9 protein-coding genes and 1 pseudogene are annotated in these 16,400 nt (G+C 45.5%); 5 read left to right on the top strand and 5 right to left on the bottom strand.

The window, feature by feature from the left end:
* Window positions 1-133: 133 nt before the first annotated feature.
* Window positions 134-1,411 (bottom strand): tetratricopeptide repeat protein, encoded by a 1,278-nt coding sequence (locus tag QUB11_RS10910; protein ID WP_333390534.1) that lies wholly within the window; start codon window positions 1,409-1,411, stop codon window positions 134-136.
* An 82-nt stretch (window positions 1,412-1,493) separates the two neighbouring features.
* Between QUB11_RS10910 and QUB11_RS10905 the strand changes: the two are divergent.
* Window positions 1,494-1,679: pseudogene (locus QUB11_RS10905) on the top strand (ATP-binding protein); the annotation flags it as partial.
* A 257-nt stretch (window positions 1,680-1,936) separates the two neighbouring features.
* Here the strand turns inward: QUB11_RS10905 and QUB11_RS10900 are convergent.
* Together QUB11_RS10900 and QUB11_RS10895 are read right to left on the bottom strand one after the other, a co-directional pair.
* The gene (locus QUB11_RS10900) at window positions 1,937-3,004 is read right to left on the bottom strand and encodes an ABC transporter permease (protein ID WP_333390528.1); all 1,068 of its coding nucleotides are present in this window, start codon (window positions 3,002-3,004) and stop codon (window positions 1,937-1,939) included.
* Window positions 3,005-3,166: 162 nt separating this feature from the next.
* Window positions 3,167-4,300 (bottom strand): AI-2E family transporter, encoded by a 1,134-nt coding sequence (locus QUB11_RS10895; protein WP_333390525.1) that lies wholly within the window; start codon window positions 4,298-4,300, stop codon window positions 3,167-3,169.
* 148 nt (window positions 4,301-4,448) lie between these two features.
* Between QUB11_RS10895 and QUB11_RS10890 the strand changes: the two genes are divergently transcribed.
* Window positions 4,449-4,634 (top strand): hypothetical protein, encoded by a 186-nt coding sequence (locus QUB11_RS10890; RefSeq protein ID WP_333390523.1) that lies wholly within the window; start codon window positions 4,449-4,451, stop codon window positions 4,632-4,634.
* A 77-nt stretch (window positions 4,635-4,711) separates the two neighbouring features.
* Window positions 4,712-6,499, top strand: a complete 1,788-nt coding sequence (locus QUB11_RS10885; RefSeq protein WP_333205951.1) for an efflux RND transporter periplasmic adaptor subunit — start codon at window positions 4,712-4,714, stop codon at window positions 6,497-6,499.
* A gap of 370 nt (window positions 6,500-6,869) precedes the next feature.
* Here the strand turns inward: QUB11_RS10885 and QUB11_RS10880 are convergent, their stop codons facing one another.
* Window positions 6,870-10,613: a chemotaxis protein CheB gene (locus QUB11_RS10880; RefSeq protein ID WP_333205950.1), complete on the bottom strand. Its 3,744-nt coding sequence runs from the start codon at window positions 10,611-10,613 to the stop codon at window positions 6,870-6,872.
* A gap of 607 nt (window positions 10,614-11,220) precedes the next feature.
* On the opposite strand from QUB11_RS10880, the gene QUB11_RS10875 reads away from it, so the two are divergent.
* Window positions 11,221-12,654 carry a transposase gene (locus QUB11_RS10875; RefSeq protein WP_333205949.1) on the top strand — a complete coding sequence of 478 codons (1,434 nt, stop codon included), beginning with the start codon at window positions 11,221-11,223 and terminating at the stop codon, window positions 12,652-12,654.
* 96 nt (window positions 12,655-12,750) lie between these two features.
* Here QUB11_RS10875 and QUB11_RS10870 read toward each other — a convergent pair whose 3' ends face one another.
* Complete coding sequence (locus QUB11_RS10870; RefSeq protein WP_333205948.1) at window positions 12,751-15,477, bottom strand: O-linked N-acetylglucosamine transferase family protein; 2,727 nt, start codon at window positions 15,475-15,477, stop codon at window positions 12,751-12,753.
* Between the two features lie 277 nt (window positions 15,478-15,754).
* On the opposite strand from QUB11_RS10870, the gene QUB11_RS10865 reads away from it, so the two are divergent.
* Window positions 15,755-16,400: calcium-binding protein (locus QUB11_RS10865; protein ID WP_333205947.1), on the top strand; the 646-nt coding region annotated here is incomplete at its 3' end.

Below are 16,400 nucleotides of genomic sequence, written 5' to 3'. Positions count from 1 at the left end.
TTCCGAAAAAAAGAATGCTGGCGCACCTTACAAAAGAAGTTCCCCTAAAAAAGGGGAATACAAACCAAGTAGGGAAACTAAAAGTAAACATAACCTTGTGTTTAGGTTTTATTTTTTACTTTTATCTTACTCATTACGGCTGTGTACTTGGGTTAGATTCTCCATTCACCACTCCCGTAGTATCTATCTGATCGGCGAAATCTTGTTTTCCAGTTTCAATAAACCATTTATACTGCTCAAGCGTTTCGGGACGAGCACTCTCCAAACACATTTTTCTCCAGCGGGATGCCTCTTTTGTATCTTTTTTTTCTTCCAGAACATCTTCTAGCAAGCAATAAGCCATCCCTCCACCGAGCTGTTTTCCTTCAATTGCTTGGTCAATAGCAACTGCTTGTCGGATTTCTTTTTCAGCCGCTTGATACTGTTTTTGTTTGAGCAGTATCCAGCCCAAGTTTAGATGCAGTTCATAGTTGAGTTGAGCATCTTCTTTCCTAACCCGTTGTAATCCCATCCGCAGTAAAGTTTCAGCGGTAACCCTATCGTTTTTACTAATATAAACGCGACCTAAATTATTAAAGGCGCGAGCCTCCCCTAGGTTTAACACTTTTTCATATTCCTTCCTCGCTAAATCTATAGATCCTAAAGATTCGTAGATTTGTCCCAAGGCAATTGGAATCTCCCAATTATTGGGGTTTATTTTGGCCGCTTGCTCGTATTTCCCTTTGGCTTTTTCCAGTAAACCTCTTTCGTAGAGTTTTTTTCCTTCTCGATAGTTCCAGTCCCCAATCCGAGGCAAAGAGTTATAGACTCCCACAGAAGCCAACAATAACATTGCGGTAATACCCAAGGTTGCTTGACTGTGAAACTGCGGAGCAATATTGAGTTTTTTGAGGATATTTTTAATCTGTTCTTGTCCTGTGTCCTGCAAGGTGTGGATTACCGTCAGAAGCAACCCTCCTTGTCCCAGCAGACCAAAGCTCTCAGCGAAGCTGATTCCTCCCGTGGCAAAGAGTTGAGCGAAGGTTGTCATATAAGCCGCTACCCCCGCCAATCCAGCGATAGTCAGCCCGTTGAACAACCAATCTAAGCGATTAGAGGGGGAAACTTCCTCGTCGGAAGTCGGTTCGAGAAACCACCACCAAGCTTCTGGGGAGGGGTGAAATGTCGATCGCCATTCTGCTAATTTTGCTCCTCGGGCGATCGCATTGGCTTGTTGTTTCAGGAAGTTGTCTAATTCGAGTAGTTTAGCCAAACTTTCCACAGAAAGCTGGGTTTTCTCGCTGAGTGCTTCTTTGATGGCATCGCGAGTAACTAAAATATGGAGAATGGCTATTTCTGAGGGTTCAGACTTGGCCAATTTTAGGTGAGCGAGAGCATCAGTATATTGAGCTAAGGCAAATTCTAATTTCACGATCAGACTTGAATAATTAGTAGATTCCTGAAAAAAGTTTACCGCAAATTGCAGGTATATACTTTAAGAAAATTGTACCCCACAGTTGCAGCAAATTTTCCAACCCTTTACCCAAGCAGACGCTTCTACCACGCGCAAGTACGGCGGCACCGGTTTGGGACTAGCAATCAGCCAGCGTTTTTGCCGAATGATGGGCAGCAATATTGCAGTAAAAAGTCAGGAGGGTGTTGGTTCTACTTTTACCATTTGCTTACCTGTTAATCCTTAACTAATCTTGGTATTTTTGAGCTATCCTTGTATTACCAAATCTCGTAGGGGCGGGTTCACCAACAATCTGTGGTTCACATCCAAAATATTCATAAACCCGCCCCTACCAAACCAATTAAGCCTGATTGCAGAACAATTTTTTGAGTATCTGCGATGGGTGGGGGCGGGTTTTTTAGTTCTGGGAATTGATGATATAAATTTGGGTGAACCCGCCCCTACAAATATTTGAATTCCCGATTACCGATTCCCACTTACCAATTACCTTTGAATACTTCTCGGATCGAGAGCATCCCGCAACCCATCCCCCAATAAATTAAACGCCAAAACAGTCAAAATAATCAGTATCGCCGGAGGCCAAACCAACCAAGGCTGCAACACTAAAATGGAAGCATTAGTAGACAGGGATAGTAAATTTCCCCAAGAAGGATCGGGCTGTTGAATTCCCAAGCCAATTAAGCTCAAAACCGACTCCGCCACAATAAAACCCGGAACCGCCAAAGTAGCAGAAATAATTACATAAGTTGCAGTTTGTGGCAAAACGTGGCGGACAATAATATAAATTGGATTAGCGCCCATTGCCCGCGCCGCTTGCACGAATTCTCGTTGTTTAATTGACAGTACCTGACCGCGAATTACCCGCGCCAAACCCGCCCAACTGATAAATGAAGTAATCAGCACAATCAATATAAATCGCTGAGCACTTGTCAATCCCGGCGGCAACACTGCTGCTAGCGCTACTAATAAATAAAGACCAGGAATCGTCATCAATACTTCGGCGAAACGCATTAAAATACTATCAATCCAACTGCCGAAATAACCCGATATGCCTCCGATTAACAATCCCAATGGGAAAGAAATTGCTATGCCAACTAAACCGATGCAGAGGCTAATTCTGCTGCCGTGTACTAAGCGACTGAATTGATCGCGAGCTTGTTCGTCCGTGCCTAAAATGTTAATTTGGCCTTCTCCTGTCGTGCCAAAAAGATGCCTGTCAAAAGGCAAAATTCCTAAAAATTTATAGGGAGAACCTTTGACAAACAAACCTAGAACAGAGGGTTTTTGCCAGTCTACAATTACCTCACGAGCGCCGGTATTCGCATCCACTGGGCCCTGAGTAGTCGGATAAACGTGGGGCCCGATAAATCGCCCGTCTTGGGTGGTTAAATAAATCTGAGTCGGCGGCAGCAATGAACCGTTTAATTTAGAGTCGTAGGGGTCGTAAGGTGCCACAAATTCGGCCAAAAGCGCGACTGTATAAAAAATTAACAGCAGCACGGCTCCCAACCGAGCTAGAGGATTGTTTCTAAGATTTTGCCACCATTTCATAATTTTTTAGGTTTGAGATTTTCAGTGTGTTAGTAATAAAGACTAAAGTTCTTAAAGTTCTTTGTAGAGACTTTAGTCTTTTCTTAAGGGACTCAGCAGCAAAAAGTTAATTCCTGGCTTATAAAAGTTTTCATAACTGAATTACTTACTACAAAAATTAGACTACTTTTGTTCATCGGCGACCAAGATTATTCTAGTTTCATCTTCTGGTATTTTCCCCAATTCCTCGCCGCTAAAAGGATTGTAGAAAAACGAGCCTGTTTGGGGCGGCAATTTGGGATTGAGTACAATTTCTACTATACTTTTTACAACCCCAGTGAGCGGAATTGCCAGGATAACTCCCAACAATCCTCCCACTCTGCCTCCTAACAGTAAAGCTGTGAAAATAACTACCGGGCTCAATCCGGTGAGATTGCCCATGATTCGGGGAGCTACTAAATTATCCTTGATTTGCTGGAGACCGATCGCGACTACCAACACTTGCAGCGCCAGCCACCAATCAATAAACGCTACAATTATACTAACAGTGCCAATTCCCAAAGTTGCTCCAATAAACGGAATTATTTCCGTCAATCCTATAAATACCGCAAACAACAGAAAAAACGGAACTTGCAGCCACCAAAAAGCCAGAGTCAAGGAGATGGCCATCAATAGTCCCAGCAATAACTGTCCCGATACAAATCGCTGGAGGTTTCGCTGCAAAGTCTCTGTTAAAACATAGCGAATGTCTGGGGAAAAAATACTGGTCAAACCCTGCCATACTCTTTGCCCGTCTAGGAGCATATAAAAGGAAATCACCACAATAAAAATCAAGTCCAAAAACCAGTTAACAGTACCGACAACTAAGCCTAAACTCGTACCGGCAATCGCCTGCACTTGTTCCTGCACTTTCGCGGATAACTGCTGCTCCAATATTTGCACGTTAAACGGTAAATTGCGATCGGCACTCCAGGCTTGAAATTCACCTAGCTGCAGCCGCCCCGACTCCAGCAATTCCGGCAACCTCACCCCCAACTGGCTCGCTTGGTTGAACACCGGCGGCACAATAGTTAAACCGATTACTACTACTATCACACCCGCAGTTAAATAAACCAGCCCCGCAGCTACTCCCCGTGGCAAAAATACTTGCAGTCTTTTTACTGCATAATTTAATAAAAATGCAATGAGTCCCGCTGTTACTAAAATACTGACCAGTTCCCCAACATAACTGACAGCAGTTAGGGTAAACCATCCCGTTACTAGCACTAGCAGCCAAGTAATTAGAAACTGTTGGAGGGGAGAAAAGAGAGTATTCATTTTGATTTTTTTTAAATAAAGTGGCACAAATTTTTCAGCAGATGTGCCGTATTATACAGTAAACACATGAGAGTATAGATTAGGGATAATCAGTTCAAGATTAGACTGACTTTTCTGAGCATTGATAGATAGGCGATGGCCAAGTCACTTGGGGAGAGACAATGCCAGCCCGATCGCCCCCACGATCGGAAATCACGCTAATATTCAGTATGCCCCAGAGGCAGATCAAATTAAATGTCGATCGCACAAACTCGGATCAATTCGCCATTGTAAGGTGAAACGGCGCCACACTCACCCAAAAGGGGGACGCGGGATTGCTGAGGCTATCCGCTAAAATGAATCAAATATAAAAACCGCAATCTTTCTTTACAATAAAAAAACCAAAGGCTAATAGCGGCAAGAGGAACTACCGTGACCAATCAAGTTTTTTCAGAAGCGGAAGAAAAGCAACCCCTTCCCCCCGTGGAGAGCGGGCACGACAGGAACTCAGCAGTGGATGTAGCTGAAAGTGAAGTCTCAGAGAACTCTCGCTGGCAATTCTCCGGTGACGATGATGAACGAGAAGTTGCGCTGGAAGTTCCAGAAATCGAGGAGGAACAAGTTTGGGAACCAGAAGCAACTGAAGTTGGGCCTCGCAAAGAAATCAGGTGGCCTGCCTTGTTGGCGGGCGCAGGGGTTGGCGTGGCTGCAACGTTGCTAGCAGTAAACTTGACTGGGGGCAATCAGAGTTCGCCGCCTGCCGCTCCAATTCCCTCGGCAACTCAGCAGGCGACGGCTCCGACGGTGACAGTCGCGCCTGTGGAATCTGCCCAGGTGGGTGAAACTCTGGAAGCGACGGGCACCGTGGCTGCCTATGACTTGCTACCGGTGCTGCCACAGGCCAACGGTTTGCAAATTAAGCAGGTGTTAGTGAATGAAGGGGATGCGGTAGAAAAAGGTCAGACGATGGCGGTTTTGGACGATTCGGTGCTACGATCGCAAATTGCCGAAGCCCTTGCAGGAGTACAATCGGCCAATTCTACGGTAGAACAAGCCGAAGCTCAGGTACAGCAAGCCGAGTCAGCCCAACAAGAAGCCCAAGCCGGCGTGGCTCAAGCCCAAGCTGGCGTTGAAAAAGCCATCGCTGACGCAGCGCAAGCCAAAACAGGCGTCGGGCAGGCAAGAGCCGGTGTGGAACAAGCTAAAGCCGGTGTCACTCAAGCTAAAGCCGGCATTGCCTCCGCTCAGGCTAAATTAGATCAAGCTCAAAGAGAAGTAAATCGCACCCAAGATTTGGCGACTCAGGGAGTAATAAGTCAGCAAGATTTGGAAAGGCGAAAAACGGAACGGCAGACTGCTGTTCAAGACTTGAACAAAGCTAAAGCTGACTTGAATACAGCTTTGCAAGAACAGAATAAAGCAGCGGAAGAAGTGCAATCTTCTATTGCTAAAGTAGCTACTGCGGAAGCCAATATCAGTACGGCTAGAGCGGCTCTCGCCAGCGCTCGTGCTAAAGTGAATACGGCCGGAGCGAGTGTCAGCAGTGCCAGAGCAAATGTGGGAAATAACGCAGCAAGTGTCCGCAGCAATGATGCACAAGTCAAACAGTTACAAACTCAACTAGAACAAACTATTGTTCGAGCGCCCGATAGTGGCACTGTGGCTGAAAGAATTGGTCGAGTTGGCGATGTTTCTTCGGGAAGTCAAAAACTATTTTCAATTATTCGGGGAAACAAGCTGGAACTGCAATTGAAAGTGCCGGAAACTCAGCTTTCGCAAGTGCGGCCGGGAACAGCAGTGCAAATTACTTCGGATTCTGACAAGCGGATTAAGTTGTCAGGAACTGTGCGAGAGATTTCGCCGGTAGTTGACCCGCAAAATCGGCAAGCTACCGTGAAGATTGATTTGCCGGCAAGCGAGTTTTTGCGATCGGGAATGTTTTTGCGCGCATCCATTTCGACGGCAACGGCTCAAGGTTTGAAAGTCCCCGCTAAAGCTATTTTGCCACAACCTGACGGCAGTTCTATTGTTTACAAACTTGTCGGCGAGGACAAGGTGCAGGCTCAACGGGTGGAAGTTGGGGAAATTTCCGGGGGTGCTGTGGGGGATTTGACTGCTGCTAAGGTGGTGGTTAAAAAGGGTTTGAAGGCGGGCGATAGGGTGGTTGTTACTGGGGCTGGTTTTCTTAAGGATGGCGCTGAGGTTAAGGTTGCTAAATAGTTATTGGTTAGGGTTAAGCTGTTCGGCATTTAAAGGAGGATAGTAGGGTGCGTCAGTCAGTAAGCGTTTCCCATGTATAGTCAGTGTTCTAACTGACGCACCTTACGTGGATCGTTAATGGTTTAAATGCTCCACAGCTTATTTAGAGTTAGGGTTATTTTGAGATTATTGCCTTTTTTTACCGCAGATGAAGGCAGATAAACGCCGATGAACGCAGATAACCACTGCCAATATTTTGATTATGCACGTCTACGGGTAAGCTGTTACGCATTTAAATTTGAAATTAGGGACAGGCTAGAAGCCCGTCCCACAATAGTCTTATTGATTTTTGACACACAGTTTAAATGTAGAACAGCTTAAATATTAGCGTCTAACTTTCTGGGACATCTGTTCGTACCGGCAACCTCACGGTAAAGGTTGCCCCTTTTCCCTCACCCGCACTTGTTGCACAAACTGTACCGCCGTGGAGTTCTACTAAATGACGGACGATCGACAATCCTAGCCCCAATCCACCGTCTCTGCGAGTGTAGCTACTATCCGCCTGACGGAAGCGATCGAACACATAGGGGAGAAAATCAGGCTGAATGCCTTTACCAGTATCGCTAACTTGGATTTGAGCCATGCCATCCATGTAGTCTAATGCGATGTCAATTCTTCCTCCGGCTGGGGTGAATTTAATTGCGTTTGAAAGTAGATTCCACACCACTTGTTGTAAGCGACTTGGATCGCCCAAAATCTTTGGTTTTAAAGGGCTTAGGCTGGATTCAATTTGAATATTTTTGGCTTCTGCGGCGAAACGAATCACCCCGATCGCATTTTCAACCAGTGGATTCAGCTCAATTTCAGAAGCATTGAGCCGAAACTGGCCTGTGGTAATTCGCGAAACGTCTAAGATGTCATCGATGAGCTGGTTTTGTGCTTTGGCGGCGCGCTCGATCGTTTTTAGCGCCTCCTCGGTTTTAGCCTGGTCAAATTTTCGCAGGCGCAGCAACTGTGCCCAGCCAATCATCGCATTGAGCGGCGTCCGCAGTTCGTGAGAGAGGACGGACAAAAACTCATCTTTGATGCGGTTGGCATCCTCAGCAGCGACACGAGCCGATTGTTCTTGCATCCGAAGGCTGCGTTCTGTCTCGAACTGTTTTTGCTCGGTGATATCCTCGATCGCCAACAGAATCATCTGTGTATCGCCCATCGGAGGCATTTTTCGGGCATTGAGCTGCATTATTTTATGCCCGATATGCTCAAAGTCATGCTCGACCTCAAAATCTTTAAACTCGGTCTTTCCTGCCAGAATTTCTGTTAGGAGCGATCGCAACTTGGGAATATTCCACTGTCTGTTACCGAGATCGAAGATCGAGTAGTTCTCTGTGTGGATCGGCATCACCTGAAACGTCTGGTAGAAAGAACGGTTGGCGGTGATCGCCCGCAGGTTTAGATCCAGCACTAGCAAAGGTTCCCGCACGGTTTCTACGATCGTTTCGGCGTAATTTTTCGCTTCCGTCAAGTGCTGGGCGCTGACTTTGAGATCGTTGATATCGACCAACATCACCACAGCCCCATCAATCTTGTGGTCGATCGTCCGATACGGTCGAATATGCAGATTGTACCAACGACCCTCTCGATCTTGAACCTCCTGAACTTTCAAATTGAGGGTGCGGATCACCTCTAAAATCATTGGCTCTAACTCCGGTACTATCAACTTGTGAGTGATGTCACTCAAAGACCGCCCGACATCGCTAGAAATCAAGTTGAAGATGCGTTCGACTGCGGGAGTAAACCGGCGGATTCGCAGGTCGCCTCCCAGCATCAGAATCGGAATATTGATGGTGCCCAGCAGATTCTGTAAATCGTTACTCACCTGAGTCGATTCAACATTACGCCGCTGCAACTCGTCATTAATCGTGTTCAGTTCTTCATTGGTTGCCTGAATCTCTTCTTTTGCGGTTTCGAGTTCCTCATTTGTACTTTGCAACTCTTCGTTGTTCGACAAAATCTCCTCGTTGGCGGCTCTCAAATCTTGGTTAGCGGCTTGATGTTCTTGGACGATCGATTGCAGGTGGTCTTTTGTGGTTTTGAGTTCTTGTTGCAGCCTCGCAATCTCTAAACTTTGACCCTGTAAAGGATCGGAGTTGAGTGTAACATCGTTTACAGGAGCAGGAATTGCAGGGATCGGCGGCTCGTCTTGAAACAAAACTAAAAAATAGTTTTTTGCTGCAGCGCCTGTTGGGAATGGAATCACATTAATTTTGACCTGGCGGATGATGTCGTTTTCTCTAATTTGCAAGCCAGTACGTTCGATCGGCAACTGCTGCTGCGAGGCTTGTTCAATTGCTGTGCGGAGTTCGACGCGCAATCCTTCTTTTGCCATTCTGAGCAAATTAAAGCTAGCCCTACCGGGAGACGGTTCTAGGTAGGCATTCGTCTGTCCTCGAAATTGCAGAATCTCCCTGGCTGTGTTAATCACGACGCCGACAGGGGCATACTGATTCAAAACAATGCGATCGGCCTGTTTCTCGATGTCGATTTCGTTTAAGCTTTCCGTCACCAGCGGTAGAGGGTTGATGGCTGTCGCAGGATAGTTGCTAGCAGTTAAATCCATGCTTAGCCAATGCGACAGCAGTTTTTTAGTATAAATTTTGTTCTTTTTGTCTAATACCGTAAACAATTCTGAAAAGTCACCAACAGTTTCCGAAGTGCCTAACAGCAAAAAGCCCCCCGGCCGAAGCCCATAGTGGAAAATTGGCAGCAGCTTTTTCTGCAAGGGCGGGCCGAGATAGATCAGCACGTTCCGACAGGTGATCAAATCCATCCGGGAAAACGGCGGATCGCTGATCAGGTTGTGTTTAGCAAAGACGCAGAGTTCTCGCACCGGCTGAGCGATTTGGTATCCGCCCTCGACTTGCACAAAGAACCGATGCAGCCGTTGGGGTGAAATATCCGCGACTTGGGCCGGCGTATAAAAGCCACGGCGCGCATGGGCGATCGCATTTTCGCTGATGTCTGTCGCATAAATCTGAATCGGCAGATTAGTAGCTCGATCTGCTAAAAACTCTAGCAAGCAGATGGCGATCGAGTAAGCTTCTTCACCGGTTGAACAGCCGGCCACCCAAATTCGGATCGGTGTTTGCGGCGATTTATTTTTAACGATTTCGGGAAAAACTTTGCTGCTTAAAGCCTCAAAGCTTTCGGGGTCACGGAAAAAGCTGGTGACATGAATGAAGACATCGTGATAAAGGGCCGTTACTTCTGTCGGGGTGTTTTGGAGATATTCGGCATAATCCTCGATCCGTTCCAGCTTGTACAGCAACATCCGCCGCTGCATCCGCCGGTTCAAGGTGGTTTGTTTGTAGTGAGTAAAATCAACTCCTGTAGCGGCGCGCAGCAAACTGTAAATGGTGGCGATCGCATCTTTACTTTTGATCGCATCTTCACTGGTTGTCGATTCTATCGCAGGTCGATCGGCCATGTAGGGATGACTGCTGATCTCTGCTATTTTCTCGGCAATTTTTTCCGGTGTCAAGATAAAGTCTACCTGACCCGTAGCCACCGCAGTGTTCGGCATACTGCTGACTTGTGCCGAGTCTTCACATTGGGCAAAAGTAATACCGCCTGCAGCCTTAATCGCTTTTAATCCTTGGGCACCATCGCCGTCGCCCCCGGACAAAACGACGCCGATGGCTTGGTTCCCGCGTTCTGTGGCGAGGGAAACCAGAAAAGTATCGACGGACATAAACACCCCGTGTGTTCTGCCGCGAGGCGTTAGCTTCAGCACCCCTTGATCGATGGTCATGCTGACATTCGGGGGGATGACGTAGACCTGATTCGGTTCTATGGGCATCCCCTCTTTTACCTCATTCACCGGCATCTGGGTCGATCGACCCAGAATCTCACTCAACACACTTTCCTGAGTCGGCAACATATGCTGAATTATTACAAACGCCATGCCGGTATCGATCGGCAAATGGCTGAGTAATTGCTTAAAGGCTTCCAATCCACCTGCAGAGGCTCCTATGCCGACGACTGGAAATAACTCCTTTGGATTGTTTTGTTGCTTTCCTTGAGCATCCATATCAGCTTTACGTTGAGATTTTTTGGAATTCTTTTTATAAGTCATTTTTTATACCCCATATCTTGCTATTTGAAGAGATATTATGAGAAATTTTTATTTTTATTATATCTCTAACAGATACTCCTAAAATGAACGATCTGGCATCTACCTGGGGATACATTGACGAGGCGCACTCTACGCCAGCGATTTTCAAATTATTATTATTATTATTATTATTATTATTGAGAGCCATACTGCCTTGATAAAGGGGGACAATCGTGAGGGTTGAAGTCCGTCAGAAATGGTACTAATTGTACAGTTGAGAGTAGAGCAATAGTAATTTTATCACATTCTGCGATCGGACTATGAAGTCTGACCCCAAAAAACACCCTTTCGATCCTACTTTAACTCCCAGCCGGGAAGTCCCTCGGTATATTTAGAGGGGATTAATCTGAGCGCTCGCGAAGTACCCCGACTAAATTACCGCAGGGATGAAAGGCGCGTTGGGTGGAGGAACGGAAGCCGACAATTAGACTTGCCTACTACGAATCAATCTTCGGGAACATCTTGATTTTAGATGCCTTTTCCAAGTGTTGAAATAATAATTTTTGGGGTTGCATTTTGGACGTACATAAACTATACTACTCAAAGGTCGAAAACAGGAAGTTTAGAAATGCAACTAACTTACAAATACCGCCTCAAACCCACGAAAGCTCAATCAACAACGATTGTGACTCACCTAGAACTTTGTCGTCGGCAGTACAACTACCGACTAGGCGAAAGATTCAGGTGGTGGGAAACCACGAGAACACCCATAAACGCTTGCCCCTTAGTCGTTTCGATAGTCCCCGTTGAGGAGATTTATCGAAACATTCCTTTGACGAGGGTCCAAACTAGGGATGGCAGGAAAAAGGATGAATCAGGCAATCCTTTGACTAAAAAAGGTGATGTTTTCTCAAACATTGAAGGCGGATATGTACAGTGGCAGACAATTCAACTTGCTGACTTGAAAAACACTAAAAAACTGTTTCCTGATTACAAAGTGTTGGATTCTCAAGTCTTACAGGATGTCGTTAACAGAGTTGAAACTTCCTTTTCAAACTTTACTACGCCCGACAAAAATGGCAATCGTAGAGGCAAGCCAAGATTCAAGGGGCTTCACTACTACAAATCCTTCACTTATCCTCAATTAGACAATTTAAATATTGTTAAGGACGAGCAAAATAGGATTTGTATTGACCTGGCAAAAATAGGTCAAGTGCCAATGGTGTTCCATCGCCCAATACCAACGGGTTTCAAGGTTAAGACGGGCAGTGTTATCAGAGAAGCGGATGGGTGGTATATTGCCTTAACGCTAGAAGATAAGACGGTTCCCGTAACGGTTGCAGAAATTCAACCGACTGATGAAAATACTGTGGGTATCGACTTGGGAATCACCAATTACGCTTATCTTTCTAATGGCGAAAGAGTTGAGAATCCTAGATTTTTGAGGAACTCGACTCAGAAGTTGGCAAGACTTCAAACAAAGTTAGTTAGCCGAGTTAAGGGTTCCAAGCCTGGGAAAAATATCAAGGACAAAATTTCTAAACTCCATCAGTTTGTAGCTAGAGCTAGATTAGATTTTCACTTCAAAACTGCACACGAGTTATTCAGCAAGTGTGATGTTTTGGTCATTGAAGATTTGAGTATCAAAAACCTAACTAGACGTGCCCAACCTAAAACTGATATTGAAAATGGTAATTTGGTTTATTTGCCGAACGGTCAGTCAGCCAAAAGCGGCTTGAATAAATCCATGCTTGATGCTGCTCACGGGCAATTTGCCAACGTCCTGAAATATGTCGCTTGGAAGCTAGGTAAAAGCGTTTTGTTTGTTGATCCTAAAGGAACTTCCCAACATTGCTGGAACTGCCTCAATAAAGTCCCGAAAGAACTATCGGAACGCTGGCATTCTTGTCCATGCGGAGAGTCTTTGGATCGAGACGAAAACTCAGCCAAACTTATCAAAAGGATTGGTCTGAATTACGAAAGTGGCGGGGGAACTCCGTCACTCAAAAAAGCCTTTGAACAAAAGGAAAAAGAAGCCTGCGGTCTAACGGTACTCCGTTGACCGTCAGGTTAGTTCACTAGGATTACTTTCACAAGAGCCAGAAGGGTAGGGTAGGGCATCGCACTTTATTTCGTTTTCTCAAAAAAGGGCTGAGTTCTAAAGCCCATTGACTATTAGCATTTTTTCAAATACCTCTCCCAAAGCTGCCGAATAAGCGCGACTATCCAGAAACCTTGGTTGCTGCTGCATTTTTTGCTCGATTTCCTCGCGCTTTTGCTTTCGCAATTGGGCATTAATTCCGAGTGCGACACTCAAGTTAATATAAGTTTCTTCGCTGTCAGCAATTAAATCAAACAACTGGATGTCTCGTAGGATTGCCGCCCCTTGTCGGGAACGCAAATTATTCCCGTCTCTCACTACAGTCGGCAATCCAACTTCTAACGGATCAACCGTAGAATTTGCACCCGCGTAGGGATAGGAGTCGAGATAGACATCAGCCAGTTGTAACACTGCTTTCACATCTTCGCGGTTCGCCAGGGTATTTAATAAAATTAAACGAGTGCGATCGATACTGTATTTATCAAATGTAGCAGACATTTTATTGACAAATGGCTGTTTGACGTAATCACCAGACCAGGTATTGCCGAAGGGATATAAAACCAGGACTGAATTAGGCACGGCTGCGATAATTTTTGCCCACGTTTCCCTGAGTTCGGGAATAATCTTGAATGTATTAGCGCCGGAGACAAATACAACTGATTTCTCGGAAATGCCCAAGCTTTTGCGATCGGGATTAATCCTCGCTTCTGCTTTTTGGGTGCTATAATTGAAGCAAAATCCTGTCCCCTCCATCATTACTAACCGTTCGCGATATTGTGCTTGCGCTTCTTGCAAAGGTTCCGTCAAAGTGCCGGAAATGTAGTAATCGATGTTGCGGATGCCTGTAGTGACGGGAGATGCAAAATAGGTGGTCTGTAACCTCGCTAGTCGGTGCAAAGCTAGTAAAATGATGTTTTGAGCGGCATTGGTGACGATCGACCCTACAAACAAAATATCCAGGTCATCGGCGCGAATCATCTCTACTTGACTGCTAAGTTCCTGCGGCAACTTCACCAGTTTGTCTGCCCGACCTTGACAGTATACATCCAAAGGGCGATCGCTCGCGTTGAGGACATATAAAATAATCTCAAATTTCTCTCTGTCTAAATGCTCAAAAGCCGGGATAGTGGTAAAAGTTTCTGAAATGGGGGCGAAACTTGCTTTGAGAATGCCGAGGCGAATTTTGCCTCTATTAGCGGGGCGTTTGTCAAAGCTGAAGTCAATCTGATGTCCCCTAGTTTTTAGGATAAATTCTAGAATATCCGATCGCTTAGTATAGACATTTTTTAAGTTTTTGGTGCTAAAATAGAGGGGGACAAAGTTAACGGTATCTGCAAAGATTAAAGCAACATTTTGCCAAATCTCGGAGTCAGGATTGCTAAAAACGCGACTGTGAACTAAATCTACTAATTGCTGCATATAGCTACAATAGTTCTCGACTTCTCCCACTTCTTTAAAATAACTGGGGAAGTAAAGCATAAACTCCAGCAAATCGTTAAAAAACCACTGTGGAACAGCAGTCCTGCCATACTGTAACGGCAACTGATCGGCCCGGCGATACAGCATCGCTGCTAGCAAATATTGGATAGCTTCTGGGGCTTCAAATCCTTTAGCAACGTATTGAGATAAATCCTCAGCTTCCCGCTGTTCGGCATCAGTCAGCGGCTCGTCTCTCATGCCACTAGCTAATAGCATTTTCTGGGCTTTTCCCGCATAGCCCGAATAGCTGCTTTGCAGTTTATCTGGTGGTGCAGACAGCCAAAATGCTGCTAGTTTATGGCGGGCTTGACGTAAATCTGTTAAGGCAGATTCATGGGATGTGCTATGATAGCGATCGATACAACTGGACAGCCAACTGAGAAATTGAGGCGACTCTGGGTTAAGCTGAACTTTGATAGTTTCCTGATGCAGTCGGAGGGATAAACGCTCTAGGGTTCCGCCATTTCGCGGCAAGGATAAGCTGGAAAATGGACTCGGCAAGTCGGCTACTAAATCTAGCTGATTTAGGATTTCAAAACATCCGCCCGATGTTAGATTGAGAACTTGAATTAGGGGATGGTTGAGGTGCAAGCTGCTCAGCAGTTGAGGGTTATAAACTGACATCAAAGTATTTTTGATATCTGGTTCTTGGTTGTAGGGATATTTCAGAGGCAGATTGAGCTTAAATTTTAATAATTCTAACACTTTGCCGGGAGATGTTAGCAAGGCATTCAAATTCACGAGTAGGCATTGATTGTCATGCCTTTTATAGAATTCTAAGATGTGGCGATTATAAAATTTCCATATCTTTAAACAAGATTCTGGGTTTTGTGAGAAAAATGGGATGTTCAACCGCAAGATTGAATCAGTGACATCCCAAGGATAGCGGTAGACAAATAGATAGCGAGCATTCGGGATGATTTGATTCCAGAAATCTAACATTAAACTGGTGCGCGGATCTTTCCAACCCCAAAGTTCTGAGTGGTTGGATCGAGATTTGACTAATTGCTTCGCCGGCTCTATATTAATGTTAAGTTTTTGCGCGTCTAGCTGTTCGCTTTCTGTCCAACCCCAATCGGGAAAACCTGTTTCGTCAGACGGAGAGCAAGTTTGCAGAATGGTTCGCTGAAATTCTACAAAATCACTATCTTCAAAGTATCCTTTGGGATTCCAATAGTTGCCTTTCAGGAGATTGTCTCCCAAGTCAAGACCTATTTTCTGTAGGAATGCCGCAGTGAGAGAAGTTCCCGATCGGTGCATTCCTGTAATAATGAGGACGGGAGAAATTGTGCCGCTATTTAACATTTATTACCTCCTTATTTAGAAAAAAAATTTACGCTGTGGTTACTGAGTTTATTTAAATGATATATACTTACGTGTATAAGTAGACCCAATGATTGTTATTTCTTTAGCCAGATGCTATAATAAATAGCATCTTTTGTCGCCCCAGAAACAAATTTTGTCTAAAGAAACTTTTTTGGCAAGTTTGCATAATTATTGGGAAAAAGCAGTGAGAGATATTTAGGGCGTAGTAACTAAGTAAAATTAGCCCTCGCCTGTTTACACTAAACAGAAAAAAAATATGGCAATATTTCTGGGTACATCCTTAGATGACACTCTCAATGGCGGGTTAGGCAACGACAGCCTTTTTGGGGCAGAGGGCAATGACTCTCTGAGTGGTTCTGGCTCCAATAACACCTTAGATGGCGGTGCTGGCGATGACAACCTCTCCGGCAGCGGCAACAGCCTGCTCTTTGGTGGCGATGGCAATGACTCTCTCACAACCTCCTTTGGCAGCGCCAATAGCACCTTAGATGGCGGTGCTGGCGATGATAGGATCGATGCCCAATATGCGAATACAAGTGTGCTGCGAGGTGGTGCAGGTAGCGATCGCTATCTTCTCTCCAGCGGGTCGAATCAGATTCAGGATACCGATGGCATCGATAATGTGCTAATCGGTTTTAGTACCTCAACCAATATTTCTCTGTCCTTGGCAGCGGGAACTCTGGGCTTAGGGCGACAAGGTACGAGCCTGGTAGTTGACATCAACAGAGACGGAATCGCCAAGGCTGCGGATGACTTGGTGATTTTAGACTTCTTCGGTGCATCGCCGACGGTTGCAGGCGCTGGTTTCATCGAAACCATCAACACCCTCTCTGGTAGCGACATTCTGGCTGCTAATCTCACTGAGGCTACGGCGGCACCAGGACTCAATGTAACCACAGGTA

This window comes from Microcoleus sp. B6-A1, assembly GCF_036705085.1.
Classification (GTDB): Bacteria; Cyanobacteriota; Cyanobacteriia; order Cyanobacteriales; family Microcoleaceae; genus Microcoleus.
This window is presented reverse-complemented; position numbering and strand designations above follow the sequence as displayed.